The 14,496-nt window shown below is 51.6% G+C and carries 9 protein-coding genes and 1 pseudogene; 1 reads left to right on the forward strand and 9 read right to left on the reverse strand.

Going from position 1 to position 14,496, the window contains the following annotated elements; all coding sequences use genetic code 11:
- Positions 1-35 precede the first annotated feature (35 nt).
- Positions 36-1,628 carry a hypothetical protein gene (locus tag ACYZT2_RS20695; protein ID WP_461966911.1) on the forward strand — a complete coding sequence of 531 codons (1,593 nt, stop codon included), beginning with the start codon at positions 36-38 and terminating at the stop codon, positions 1,626-1,628.
- A 208-nt stretch (positions 1,629-1,836) separates the two neighbouring features.
- On the opposite strand, the pseudogene ACYZT2_RS20700 reads toward ACYZT2_RS20695, so the two are convergent.
- The 9 genes and pseudogenes from ACYZT2_RS20700 to ACYZT2_RS20740 all read right to left on the reverse strand — a co-directional run.
- Positions 1,837-2,029, reverse strand: a pseudogene (locus ACYZT2_RS20700) (IS66 family transposase); the annotation flags it as partial.
- Positions 2,025-3,398, reverse strand: coding sequence for an FAD/NAD(P)-binding protein (locus tag ACYZT2_RS20705; RefSeq protein WP_461966913.1), 1,374 nt, complete (start codon positions 3,396-3,398; stop codon positions 2,025-2,027). The gene ACYZT2_RS20705 and the pseudogene ACYZT2_RS20700, both read right to left, overlap by 5 nt.
- A complete protein-coding gene (gene cysC / locus ACYZT2_RS20710; RefSeq protein ID WP_454868827.1) occupies positions 3,395-3,988 on the reverse strand; it encodes an adenylyl-sulfate kinase in 594 nt (197 codons plus the stop codon). Before cysC ends, ACYZT2_RS20705 begins: the two co-directional genes overlap by 4 nt.
- A 64-nt stretch (positions 3,989-4,052) precedes the next feature.
- Positions 4,053-8,924, reverse strand: a complete 4,872-nt coding sequence (locus ACYZT2_RS20715) for a glycoside hydrolase family 99-like domain-containing protein (RefSeq protein ID WP_461966916.1) — start codon at positions 8,922-8,924, stop codon at positions 4,053-4,055.
- A 4-nt stretch (positions 8,925-8,928) separates the two neighbouring features.
- Positions 8,929-10,296, reverse strand: a complete 1,368-nt coding sequence (locus ACYZT2_RS20720; RefSeq protein WP_461966918.1) for an ABC transporter ATP-binding protein — start codon at positions 10,294-10,296, stop codon at positions 8,929-8,931.
- On the reverse strand, positions 10,286-11,104 hold the full coding sequence (locus ACYZT2_RS20725; RefSeq protein ID WP_461966920.1) for an ABC transporter permease: 819 nt from the start codon (positions 11,102-11,104) through the stop codon (positions 10,286-10,288). Before ACYZT2_RS20725 ends, ACYZT2_RS20720 begins: the two co-directional genes overlap by 11 nt.
- A 117-nt stretch (positions 11,105-11,221) precedes the next feature.
- The gene (locus tag ACYZT2_RS20730; protein WP_461966922.1) at positions 11,222-12,229 is read right to left on the reverse strand and encodes a glycosyltransferase family 2 protein; all 1,008 of its coding nucleotides are present in this window, start codon (positions 12,227-12,229) and stop codon (positions 11,222-11,224) included.
- 357 nt (positions 12,230-12,586) lie between these two features.
- A complete protein-coding gene (locus ACYZT2_RS20735) occupies positions 12,587-13,549 on the reverse strand; it encodes a UDP-glucose 4-epimerase family protein (RefSeq protein WP_461966924.1) in 963 nt (320 codons plus the stop codon).
- Positions 13,546-14,469 carry a glycosyltransferase gene (locus ACYZT2_RS20740; RefSeq protein ID WP_461966926.1) on the reverse strand — a complete coding sequence of 308 codons (924 nt, stop codon included), beginning with the start codon at positions 14,467-14,469 and terminating at the stop codon, positions 13,546-13,548. Before ACYZT2_RS20740 ends, ACYZT2_RS20735 begins: the two co-directional genes overlap by 4 nt.
- Positions 14,470-14,496 lie beyond the last annotated feature (27 nt).

The raw sequence follows: 14,496 nt of genomic DNA on the forward strand, positions 1-14,496 counted from the left end.
TAACCTGGTGATAATACCGACTAACGGTAGGAAAAATGCTCATATTAATTAAACAAATATTTGTGAAAAATAGAGCGTCTATTGAAGCCGTTCTAGGATCGATTTTTCTATGTGGAATTGGTTTTGTCATACAGTGGCGATACGGCTTCGGATTGGCTGATGAAGGTTTATTATGGTATGCCTCGCAGAGAACATTTCTTGGCGAAATTCCAATATTGGATTTCTATAGTTATGATCCTGGAAGATACTACTGGGCCAGTTTGTTCTTCCACATCACCGGCAGCAACGATCTCTTCAGTTTGCTTCTTGCCGGCGCAGCCTTTGGCTCTATGGGCTTAACGGTTGTATGGTATGCAATGTCAAAAGCCGGGTTGCCATGGAAGACACGGCTAGCTTGCGCTGTTTTATTAGTAATTGCTTTGGGATTTCCTAGACACAAAGTCTACGAGCAATCCTTAACTCTAATACTTTGTGCATTAGTGTTTTTTACATTGGTTAACTTTGACAAAACTAGGCAATGGTTCATATTTGGAGTTTTTACAGGGTTAGCCGCGTTTATTGGTAGAAATCACGGATTTTACTTCCTAGTGGCATTCTTTCTGATTATGCTGTATATGCTTTATTTAAATAGACGCACTCTATTACTCTCGGCCACTGCATGGTTTACTGCAGGAATTTTTGCTGGTTATTCGCCTATGCTGATGATGCTGGTATTTCAGCAAGGTTTCTTCTCGGCATTCATGGACTCCCTGCTTGCAGTATCCACTTGGCAGCTTCCAATTCCTATTCCATTTATTTGGAGAGCTGATCTCAGCGGAGAAATAACAGTAACCCTGATTCAAACTGCCGCCCTCGGCATGACATGTATTCTTATACCGTTAATTTATGCGGCAGGCATATACATATTCTTATCTAAATCCAAGCGCGGGATTCCAAATAGTCTTTCCCTGCTGATAGGGGCAAGTTGCGCTGCTGGAATACCATACCTGCACCAAGCATTTGAGCGAGCTGACCTCAGTCATATAGCGCAAGCGACTTTACCTGCTTACATTGCCGCATTTGGCATGTCGCACTATTTTTCATCGAAAAACAAAAAGGCCCTGTCGGTAACGCTTGCATATATAACATCAATTACGATGCTCACTGTCTGGATCCCTAACGAGCCAGGAATAATCTACTTGAGACAAAAAAGCAATGATCCCGACTCCGTCTCTGCCATTGACATAGGAGACAAGAAATTTTACATCGACAAGTATCAAGCCGATGTTCTGTTCGCAGTGAAACGAGCGATGCAACAATGCAATATTGGACGCAATGAGTTACTAGCCGCACCACATTTTCCAGGCGTATACGCATTTTTCAATGCAAAAGCTCCATCTTGGGAATTGTACTATTTGTACAAGCGATCTGACCAATTCCAGCGGGATCACATCAAGGCGATATCTAACACAAAACTTATACTGCTTTCGCCAGAGGCAACGATTGACAACTTGGAAAATCTCAAGCTAAAAAATACTTATAGTTTGCTTGTTGAGTATATACACCAGAAATACAAGAAAATAGCGGTAGTTGGGTCTCCCGACAAAATACAACTTCTCAATTATACTGAAGCATGTTCGTCTGAATGAAGCAGTGGCTAGAGCGTAAAAGAATATGACATGGACAATCTGGATGACGCCTTTGCCATATAACTAAAAATAAGAGGGCAGACTGCCAATCAATTGCTTAGTATTCAACATCAGTCATCTATGTGCTACCGCTTAAGGGTGCGGCCAGATCCTGCACATTGGACCGATCGCCTTCGGTGCCGATTGATCAGTATCGGCACCGCCGCAATATCTCAGAAACGTCGCAGTGGATCATGCGACTTTCCTGCAACTGATCGCACATCAGATTGAGCAACGGTTGGAGGTGGTCACCGCACTGGATCACCCAGCGTGCCAGGGATTTGACACGGGATATCGATGTCGTGACGACTGAGCACTTCCTCAAAGCGGTGCAATGGTAAGCCATCAACGTATTTTTCAGTGAAGCAAGTTTACTAATCTTGACGCCAGCACCTTTGCATGTTGACGCAGTTCAGGTACGGCAGTAGCTTCCCAAAAGTTTGCCTTGAGCATCGGACCTATGTAGTGAAGCCAAGTTGATCCATTGCCATTGGCATCTTTTACCGCCAGTCGCTCGTCGACAACCAATCCCAGACCGAGCGGATCGGATTGTATGAGACCGTCCTCTCTTAGTTGGGTGATCAGCATGTCATCGACACGTCGCAAGTTGGTATTTGGCCCTGTGCAGTTGATGACACGCACAACGGTGAGTTGTTGCAGTCTGTCCTCGCCGCGCAGTCGTACATCGACTGATATCTGCCCGGCATTTGAACTTACCTTCTGGATTCGTCCCGCCACGGAGTAAATCTGCCCGGCCAATACCGCCTCTTCGAAGCGTTGGTAGGCCACCGGAGCAACTCGATGACGGTGAACATCCCAGTAGGGTTGCACGTGACGTAGAAAGCGCTGGCGCTCAACCTCTGCCAGACGCTCCCACAATTGAGGCGTGGCTGAGCGGATAATCGCCAGCAAATCGCGCCAATCCAGCCCATGAGGTCGCGCCGCGTCGATTGCGTGGCGAACCAACCGCACATACTCAAGTACCTTTGGAGGAGCCTGCATCAGGTCATCCACTAAACTTATCGGTACTTCCTGAGCCGGCCTTTGAGGCCGATGGGGCAGTGGACGAAGTCCACGTCGCGAAACCATATAAATGGGTCCACGATGCCCCTGCTGTAATAGCCCGAGCGAAACATCCAGAGCTGTAAGCCCTGCACCCACTAACAGGATCGGACTATTCGCATCATTGATCTGAGAATTACCTGCCCAAGGATCCGACTGGTATTGATGAGATGCCATGCACAAATCAAAATCATAAGGATCGACGGGGGAGAAATTACCGAATGCCAGTACCACCTGATCGGCCTTGATACACTCGCCGTTGGCTAACTCCAGATAAGCCCCTGCTCCATCGGGTCGCAGGCAATTAACTTCCGAAATAATCCGCTCAAGCATTGCACCCTCGGTGCAATACTTTTCAGCATCATCCAGCACAGTGGTCAGATAATCGCCGTAAAGTTTGCGCGGCACGAAAGACGACGCTGTATAAGCAGCATCCTGTGCCTGACAAAAGCGTAAAAAATGATCCGGCTCATCAACATAGGCGCTCATATTGCCGGCAGGCACATTGAGCAGGTGCAGGGAGCTGTTGGTGCCGTAGGCCAGACCTCGGGCCATTGCCCCGGATCTATTGATCAGCACCACTCGAACCCCAGGAGGACTGCGGCGCAGAAATTGCGCCGCCGTTACCGCACCGCTGAAACCAGCACCAATGATAACGAGTGTTTTCATTGACCAAACCTTTTGTCCAGATACTCTAAAACGCATCCAATGGAGACCGACAGAGGCTCTGCAACAGTGTTGATGGAAATATCCGGGTCTGTAGGTTTCTCATAAGCAGAATCTATCCCGGTGAAGTTCTTAATCTCCCCAGCCCTTGCCTTGCTATACAACCCTTTAGGATCGCGCCGCTCACATTCCTCCAGCGAAGTGTCTACAAACACTTCGACAAACTCGTCGGGCCCGATAACGTCACGCGCCATCGCGCGATCTTGCTGGAAGGGCGATATGAAAGCAGTGATCACGATCAATCCAGCATCGACGAGCAGTTTGGAAACTTCTGCAACTCGCCGGATATTTTCAACACGATCGGCATCCGCGAAACCGAGATCCTTGCACAACCCCATCCGCAGATTGTCGCCATCGAGTAAAAACGTATGCCGACCTTTGTCAACCAGGGCCTGTTCCAGCGCATTGGCAATCGTCGACTTTCCTGCACCACTCAACCCTGTGAGCCAGATGACTGCAGGCTTTTGCCCTTTCACTTGGGCTCTCGCCGAGGCACTGACAGCCGTAGTGTGAAAAACCAGATCCTTACTCATACGATAAACCTTAAGTGAATCAGACAACCAAGGCCCGCCAGTGAAGTGGCAGGCCTACTCCGGGTTATGCGTGGGCAAGCAGACGATCGCGCAACGCCTTGATCCGAGCCTCACAGATTCGATAGGACTCACTGTTCAGCAAGTCCGTACGCTGCTGTTCGTCAGTGAGCGCGAGCGTATGAGTGTCACAGCCGATTCGATGAATGTAGTCACCAATAAAGCCGCTGGTTCGCAAGGACGCCCAATCTGTTCCGGCTCGAGTGAACAATTGCATCGTCAGATAATAGTCTTCCATGTACTTCATATCATCGAAGTAGGTCACAGCTTCGAGATCGCACTTATCCAGATCCAGCAGGAAGCTGTGCAGCGGTGCGTGGTTATGCTCGACGAAATCACGATAGGTTTCACCGTAGTCATAAATTTTTTCGCGTTTGATCGTGCAACCGGTCTCCGCATCGACCATGGTGGAATACACACGTGCAAAGGTCGCATTTTTGCCGCTGGCCTTGATTTGCTCTAACAGCACCTCGTAAGCCTTCGGAAACAACAAATCGTCGTAATCGAGAAATGCCACATAACCACGGCCGACAGCCTTGAGCGTGTCGTTCAACATCAGAGAGCGTAGATCCGGTGCCTGCTCTGTCGATGAATAACGCCGAATGACCGGTGCGCAGCCATCGCTCCAAGGCAGCTTTGCAAGCTCCCCTTCCAGTACCGCTATCTCCTCGTCACTCATATCCTGAATGGCCAGAATCGGCTTGACCAAGCAACCGGACTGGGCAATTAAAGAAAGAAGTGCATTAATCAGTGAGGCTCTGTCGCCCCGCCGATGGTAGCGCATGATGGTCGACACGGTGTCGAGCGCAACCTGAGTAACGGCTTCGGGCATTAGCTGGAAGCATGTAGCTTCGCAGCAGATCTTGTAGCCGATGGCCGAAACATTCGGGCGCAACTCCATGCAAGCGCGCTGATCAGCTTCAATTGTAAAGTTGACAATAGTTTCGCTTTGCACAAAGTCAGGATCGTTGCGCAGGTTGGCGGACACGGCAAAGCCTTTGTGCCGGATCGCCATTTTCAGCAACGATTCAATGGCGTCGGCGGGAAACAGGCAGACATCGCTGAAAACAAGGGTGAAATCCGCGAGATCGGCAGCATGACTGGAAACTTTCACGCCTTGTGCCTGCAGCGCCTGGTGTACCTGACCGCTTTCGACAGCAACCGAACACCGCTCAAAAACGCCGGAACTCGCAAGGCACGCCAGGAACTTGTGACGGGACTCGGGCTCGGCCTCCAGACGCGCCGAGGCATCAGATGTCAGGACAATATTGAGTTTCAGATCACTATCGAGAGCGTCGTGGCCGGCCGCCGAAAACGACTGACCGGACATTGCCCGCCCAATGGAGTTTAGATAGCCGTAACCGAATCGAGTATCCGGTTCGAGATGCGCACCTTCAGCCCATTCGTTCCAGGCATTGATCACCACGAAACGGCGATCTTCCGGCAAGTTTTGCTCGGAATAATCGATAAGGCGCTCGACCCAACTCTGGAACTTCGCAGTCGTGAAGTTGTTCAGCACGTAGGCTCTGGTGCCGTATCGAGCGGTGTTGTCCCATGTTGGAACCAGAGAGCGGAACAAGGTGAAATCCTTGCCCAGATCCTGCTCCATATAGTGGTCGGCGACTTCCGCGTAGTTGAGAACACTACCTTCCAGAGGCCAATAGGGGCGCAACTGAGCGCGAGTATCAGCGACCGCATCACCGGTCCAGTCATGCAGGACCCGCTCAATAGCAGCATCCATACCATAGTCTTGCGGATGCGTTGCCCCGCGTGTCAGCGTCGCGACAACATAAGGTGGTTTAACACCCGCCTTCTCACACTCTTCGCGCCAGATAGCGATATAACGCTCGCTATGCTCGATTGAAGAAGGACGATAAACGGATAGTTTTGGACGTCCATCCACCTTGATGTAGCGCTCGTCCTTGAAGAATGGGATGAGATAGCGGATGAAGTCACGAGCGTCATTTTCCGAATACACTTGCCCCAGCAGAACTTCCTGCTCGTTGCCATCCCAGCGACGAGTCCAGTTTTCATTAGCCCAGCAGAAGCAAAACGGCATGTCGATTTGTGGATTGTCCAGCAGCATCTGCGCCGGCTTCTCCAAGATCATTCGTCCGGTGAACCAGTAGTGATAGAAAATCAGGCCATGAACACCTGACTTCTTCATCATCTCAGCCTGTTGCATCAACTGTGCCGGGCCGTCCAGATGGTAATAACCGATGTCCTGGTGAGGAACATGCTGCTGGTAGTGCCCGTGGAACAGCGGGTTGGCAGAGCGAACCTTGTACCACTCGGTGAATCCCTCACCGTGCCACTCATCGTTTTCAGGCGTAGGGTGGAACTGTGGCAAGTAGTACGCCAGCACTTTGATCGTGTCGTGCACGATAGAGCCGGAGTAATCGGATTGCGGTTCGTAATAGGCCAACGGGTCACCAGAAAGCTGCGGTGACTCCAGTTGGTAATTGCGACCTTCATTCATCGTCGTGCAAACCAGAAGCAGCCGTTCCAGGCAGTGGGTAAGCATGTCGGACGTGGCAACTTTGCGCTCACCTGCAAAATCTTCATATTGCAAAGGCAAATGAATAAAGTCGCTAACCATACTTACGCGGGCCCAGAACATGCCGGCACGCGGGAATTCCGCGCTCGGGAACGTCGCGCCATCAACCTGGGGATACTTCTCCATTACCGTCGGGAGCACGCCACGGGCGTCGCTCCAACCAGACTCATGGTACGTAGCGTCCTCTGGCCGGTGATCGACCGGGTACACCACTTTCGCGTCATTGCCGAGCAAGTCGAAGATTTGCCCAACGATGCTCGGTGAACCGCACAGCTGCTCCATCCGAAGGTTCGTGCCCGCGTCTTTTCCGCCCATGTCGTGAAAATGCGCAACATAGTCGTAACTGCTTAAACGGCTACCGAACTGAATGATCAACGGGACGAGGTGCCCACTGTTTACCGGAACACCCTCGACGACCAGTTCGCGCAGCAAAGGCACGGCGGCACGCAAGGACTTATCGTCAAACTTTGTGTTACCTGCGCCACTACGGGAAATGAATAGGTCAAATTCGACCGGGATATGCTTCAGGTAGTCGGACCAGTCCCCAGCCATCTGCTCATCATGCAAATGAAGATGAACGGCGATCATGATCGACCCTGGCTTCGTAATCTCTTGCAAATAAGGATCCAGGTAATAAGGTACGACTTTAAGTACCTCGTACTCTGCCAGTGCGCTGTCGCTCAGCGGCTGCAGCACCTTGCTCAAGGCCAAGCGTTTTTGACTGCGAGTGAGTGTACGAGCCGCAATTGCGATCGCATGGCGCAGACCACCACGACGTGCCTCGCGAACAAAACGCCCGAGTAACTGCGGCTGCTGCGAAACCAGACTCAGCAGTTGGACAACAGTGCGTTGACGACTCAATTTACGCGAAAGGTGATAGTTACGACCTTTCGTATCGTAGATCGACCGGCCTTCGTAGTAGCCGTGGCGCAGATAGTGGATCAGAGGATTGATACGACGCAGCCGAACATCAGCATATCGCTCAAGGTAGGCATTGGTAGAAAAGCCGGCCGAAGGGTCGCGCCCTTCACGCCAGCCCTGTTCGAGATAGTGCTGCAGCGGATTGACGCCTGCGGCTCGAACATCCTCATAAGTGGTCAGGTAATAGTTGGCGTCGAACAATTCGCTTTCGGCAGGACTGTCTCCGCGATACCGCAATCCGAATCGCTCGGCCATATGCGACACCAGCGACTTGAGCAGAAAGCGCCCAGAAGCATAGCGGCGCAGATCCGCTTCCAGGCTTTGAATCGAACGCTCGGAATCAACAAGAACCGTATTGATCGTGTCATATTCGGATTCAAGTGCGTGACGGTGTGCTACCAAGTTCGAGTATTCAGATGCAAGTGTGCTGTGTTGAGCTTCCAGATTACCGAGGTCTACCTCAAGCGCCTTTATGCTCTGATCCTTCAACACCGCTTGTTCGATCAGTCGCACACTCAACTCCGAACTGTGGTCCTCGAAGTGGCGCATGAGTCGATAAGCAGGCAAACGGTCCAACATCCCACGGTGGAGTTCATTGAGCAACGCTTCAAGTGCCTGGTCGTCTGCTCGCTTGTCATGGGAAAGCTCCAGAAGAACATTGCTGAGCTTCAACACATCGACCGATACAGCGGGATCCTTGCTGAGGTCTTCTGGGGTAAAGGTATTATGTTGCAGCGAACGCTCGAGAAACTTGTGCTGATACTCAAGGAACTCCGGCCCTTGCGGATCAAACGGTAGCCCCAAGGAAGCAGAAATACGCTTCAACTGCTTTTCTGGCTCTTGAAGCATCAAATCGTAGTTAACAAAGACACGAGCAGTGCCCTGGCTATACTTCATGCTGAACAGCATGTGTTCCAGCCAGAGAAAATAACCTTTTTCCAGCTCAAAATTATTTCGCTTGGCCAACGAGTGAGCGACACTTTTCGGATTACGAAAGGCGACGACGTAGCTGACTTTCAACTCGAGTGCGGCAAAAACCTCCTGCCAGAAAGGCAGGAGCCGCGCCATGCGTGGATCTTTAACGCCAAAACAATCGATCCCCGCAAGCTTGCTACGCAGAAGTTCGATCGCAAGAATTTTTTGATCTTGGGCAACTTTCGACTCCAACTCCTTCGGCAGGATCGGCGTCAGCGTATGCCAGTCATGACCCAGCGCCTTTAGCAGTTCGACGTTGAAATCCGTTACTGCGGCGTCTTCAAAAAAACCCTTTTCGTTATTACCCACCTCAGCCGACAAAAGATTGCCGCCGAGGTCTACACCAAGAACTTTTAACCCGCGAGTAATGGCACTTGTACCGCTACGGTGCATGCCCAGAACTACGACTATTTGTTTATGATCCATAAGATTAATTATGCTCAACACTTGAAATGGTAAAAGCTGAAATACACTTGAAATCTACCGTCCCGGTTGCTGTGATCGCGGTTTCCGGTAGAACACGAAACAGGCACGCATCGATCAAACGGTGCAGGTAGGTTTCCCCTTCCCCTACGACACCGACCACGCCGGAGTTGAGAAAGTACGTGCCAGGATTCAGGTTGCACTCGAACTTGAATTCGACATCGATTTCCGCCTCGGCAGCCACATAGGTAATAGAATCTTGAGCCGTGGCCGCACTGGCCGCCCCACCGATCTCGATGCCCGCAAGCGTTTTGATCATCATGCCAAAGCGAACAGCCACGGCCCCTGTCGAAAACGCTACACGGTACGTATAGCGATAGGTGTCCCCACGCTTGAGGCAGTTGATCTGTTTGCCGGCCGCATTGAGGATGCGTGGATCACTGATCAGAACGCCGTGAGATTCGTAGGACATAACACTTTTGGAGACGATATGAGGATCGAAGTACTCCTCCAATCCATTGTCCGCAGCTCGCGATACCTCGACCGCAACCGCCGAGCGTTTCGCCTCTCGCTCCAGTTCAAGCCGTTCGAGACCACCCGATTTGATCGCTTCGCGAATGCCGGCAACCTTGTCAGCGGGTGCATACAACAACTTCTGATATTGGCCGACAATAACCTTCGGCACTCCCTCGGCAAGCTTCTCACCTTTATCGAGAAGTATCGCGCGGGTACACAATTCGATGACTGCGCTTCCCGAGTGCGATACGAACAGAATAGTGGCGCCGCTGGCTTTAATCGCCTCGATACGCGCAAAGCATTTGCGCTGAAATAATTCGTCGCCGACGGACAACGCCTCGTCGACGATCAATATTTGCGGGTCAACGTTGATGGCCACCGCAAAGGCCAGGCGCACCATCATGCCACTAGAATAGGTCTTGACCGGTTGATCAATGAAATCCCCGATTTCCGCGAATGCCTCGATCTCGGCAAAGCGGGCGTCGGTTTCTTCTTTTGTAAGACCAAGCACTGCAGCGTTCATGTACACGTTTTCGCGGCCGCTGAATTCCGGGTTGAATCCAGAACCCAACTCCAACAAGGCTGCGACGCGACCATGGGTCAAAATATCGCCATGAGTCTGATTGAGCGTGCCGCAAATCATCTGCAACAGGGTTGATTTCCCGCTGCCGTTACGCCCAAGAATACCGACGGTTTCACCTCTGTTGATGGTGAACGAAACGTCCTGCAAGGCCCAAAACTCCCGAAAGTATTGCTTCCGGCCGCGAGCGAACATTTGCAACAGCCGATCTCTAGGCTTGTCGTAGATATGAAAACACTTGCTCAGGTTGTTGACGGCAATTGCTGTGTTAGAGGACATCGGCGAACCCTTTACGCGTTTTTTGGAACCACGCAAATCCTAGCCAGAAGACAAGAGCTGCAGCGATATAGTAAAAACCTAGGTGAACAAAGCTGGGCAGTTCACCACGGAAAAGCAGAGCCCGCGCATCTTCGATCGCAGGTGTCAGGGGATTCAGGAAAAGCAAATGCCGGTACTGCTCAGGCAGCGCCGTGATCGGATAGAAAATGGGGGACAGGAACATCAGAACCGAAGTGAAGACACCGATGATCTGACTGACATCTCTGAGGTACACCCCCATTGAGGCGAGAAACCAGACCAGGCCGACAACAAAGATCATCAAGGGCGCCAAGAATACCGGCAGCAGAAGGACGGTATATTGGAGTTTTCCGAAGAAAATCAGGTAAGCAATCAACCAGACACTAAGGCTGACAAGAAAGTGGAACATTGCCGCGCCAAGTGTTACCCAAGGAAGTATTTCCAGCGGGAATACCACCTTCTTTACGTAGTTGACGTTGCCGATAATCAGCCCTGGGGCTCTGTTTATGCACTCTGCAAACAGATTAAACACGATCAGGCCGGCAAACAGCATGAGCGCAAACTCGGTTTTCGAGCTGCTATCGACGCTCCACCTGGCTTTGAACACGACACTAAACACGAATGTGTAAATCACCAGCATGACAATCGGGTTGAACAGTGACCACAACATCCCCATGATCGAACCACGATAGCGCCCAACGATCTCCCGCTGTACCAACGCTCGGATGAGGCCTTTGTTGCGCCAGACGCTATTGAGCATCTCCTTTGGCGACGTAGAAAAATTCAGCATTGTGTAAAAACCTCAAAAAATCCGAGGGAGTTTAACTCTCTCAGCAAACTCTCTCGTCCGATCATTACTTGAATTACCACAGAACTCTTCCTGAAAGGAGCCAAGCCCGACTGCGTGTCAGATTCCATTGAACACCGTCGCCAAAACCAGCCCAAGATTGCCCCATAAGGATTGCCGGTAGACCCCAGATCGTCGTAGCCAGATGATCCGCGCCAATCCACGTGAGCTACGTGCTCGTTGAAAAAGATCCAGCCTCATTCGGTTTTCTTCATTTAACTGAAATCGGGTCGATTCCAGCGCTGCAATATTCTTTTGATTCCACCCACGAAAACGACCGCGAAACAGCATGCGCACTCGTTTCAATTGCGCTCTCAACCCCGAGGTAGAGCCAATAAGATTCGCATCATGCTGCCTATAGAGAATGGTCGGGCAAACGTCGTAACAAACCCGCCCACCGGCGCCCGAAACAAGCAGATAGGCCCACCAGTCATGGGAGACGATATCCAGACCGGCGCCTGCACACTGAAACAACTGGCGGGCAGCATGGTTGAAGACCATTGTGTTGCCGCCACCCACACTTTGCACCAGTGCATTGGCAAATCCGACGGGACGCTCAAACAAGGGTGACAAGCCGATATTTGCGCCATGTTCGTCGATCAGCGCCGTCCTGCCACAATAAAGAGAAGGTGTATGCGACGGTATATCCTGCAGTCGCTGCAAAGCGGACTCCAGCTTGTTTTCCTGCCAGATGTCGTCTTGATCGGCCCAAGCATAGAAATCGGATTTGATCGATTCGTCACAGGTAACAGCGAGGAAATTTGCAGCATAGCCGCGTCCTGGCCCCTGTCGGATCGACAGTTTGTCATCGCCCCAGCGCTCGACATATTCGCGCAACAGTTCCAGGGTAGAGTCAGTGGAGCCGTCATCCGATACCACAACAACCCAGTGCGAATAGGTTTGACGCGCTATGGATTCCAGTTGTTGAACCAGAAATCGCTCACCATTGAAGGTGCACAAAAGAATCGCAACACGTTCCATATGCCCGGTTACTTTCTGCCGACTATCGCCCACATCGCGGTAATCCGAATTGCTGTTATGGACAACCGGGGAAAGAGGGGCTACCACCGAGCACTCCGTTGCTGAAATGAGAGAACTTCACCTGTGCCGACTCGTTCAACACAGGCAGGCGTTCGACGGGTCTGTGGAGCGTTAGATGATCGGCTCAGACACCACCCCCAACTGCGCAAAATTTGCGATTATAGCGATGAAGCATTGCCATTTGATAGCCCAGTGACATTATCGCTTTGCAAACGCTGGAAGCGGGTTTCGGGATTGAAAACACATAACATTGAACAATTCGAGGTGCAGCCGCACACGCCGCGGCACCGGGAGTGTAGGGTACCAAGCCCCCCTTCACCGAAAAAGGGTGGCAGTTTGCCAATGGCAGGATCAATGCGTCACCGACCCACTTGATACTGCAGTTCAGCTATGCGGTTTCAGGCGATGCTGTTCGGCTGTGTGACGAAGCGCTTCGTCCACACTGATAACAGGCAGCCACCCCAGGATATCCCGGGCTTTACTGATATCGACCTGTAATGAGCCACACAACCGCTGCGCCAAGTCACGACGCCCAATCAAAGATGCGCCTAAATTTAGTACCCAGTAAGGGATTGACAGCAAACGAGGCTTCACACCCAGCGCATCGGCCATTCGCCGAAGCAATTGGGAGGTGGACAAGTCCTCGCCATCACTGACTAGAAATATATTTCCCGCCGCTTCAGGATGGCTGATGCAGACATTGATCAAATCCACCAGATTCCCTATAGCCACCAAGCTACGCCGATTTTTTATCGCTCCCAGCGGAAGTGGCACACCGCGCTCAAGCCAACGCATCATGCTCAGGAAGTTGGCCTTCACTCCCGGACCGTAGACCAGTGGCGGGCGAATGATGACAATCTCCATGCCAGTGTCGAGGCTGAGCTGCTTCAATGCCTCTTCGGCTTCGTGCTTGGACACACCATAGGGATCGGCTGGGGCCGGAAAATCCTTAGCCTTGAATGGTTTACCCAAGACAGTACTTTCACCATTGACCTTGATCGAACTGATGAAAATGAAGCGCTTTACCCCGGACTCAGCGGCGCGCCGTGCCAGTCGAAGGGTCCCCTCCACATTGACTTTGCGAAATTCGGTCAAGGCATCTGTAGCAGTTTCATTCATCACATGTACGCGAGCAGCGGCATGGATGACGACTTGCACGCCACAGAGATCAGGTAACGCTTTCGAATCAGTCAGCTCAAAAGGAACAACCGCGCACAACCCATTCAGCCGGGTTGAGCCGCGCGCAGCTGCTATAGGAATGAATTTCCTGTCCAGCAACAGCCTGAAAACCACCGCTTCGCCGACAAATCCGCTTGCCCCTGTTACCAGTATCTTTGGGGCATTCATTTAGATTTGCACCCTATCAACGCCGTAGCCCAACAGATAAAAAAGAAGAACACTTTGTCACGCACCCGACGCCGGCATTGCCAGGCACTAAAAGACAGCTTTATTAATTCCCTATGACGTAGATGCAGCCATGTTTCGACAAAAGGGTTCGAATCTTGCCCGACCAGTCGAGCAATTGTTCGCACCTGATTAAACCACCAACCGTCATGAATCGTTTTGTAACGAGAAATCAATGAGCTCAAACCCTTGTTGGCACCCACCTGATTACGTTCGTGTTGGCGATAGTCCATGGATGGCAACGGGTCGATATACCAGCGATAGCCATGACTGCGGGCAAAAGCGTAGAAATACCAGTCATGCAAAGTGACTTTCTGCAGATGCTGCCATTTTTCAAGCATCGCCGCTTTCAAGGACTCTGCCAGCGTTTTGCTGAGCACATAGGTACAACCCGGACCCGCTGCCTCGAACAGGTAGTCCCATTCAACCTGGGGCTGGGCCTTGTCTAGCAAGTGGATTCTGCCATCTGGCCAAAAGGCCGTGACGTTGCTGGAGCAGGCATCGATCTGGCGAGTTTGAATGGCATCGACTGCACGCTGCAATTTGTCTTTGTGCCAAATGTCATCCTGGTCGGCAAAGGCAATGAAATCGAAGGAGCCGAAATCGACATCACGAATCAAACGAAAGAAGTTACGCGAGGCCCCCCCGAAGCTACCGGCATCCGGCAGAACGACCACTTGGTGATGCTCAGCCGCATAAGCCGCGCACCAAGCCTCGGTACCGTCAGTCGAAGGATCGATACTGATATAAACGGTTACGTCGACAGCTGACTGATCGAGGATCGAGGCCAACTGCTCCTCGATCCACCGCATGCCATCGTAGGCAGCCAGCAAAACCGCAACCTTGGGATGTTTTACTGACATACCATTCCTGCCTGGGACCGGTTAAAC

The organism is Pseudomonas sp. MDT1-85 (assembly GCF_054898065.1).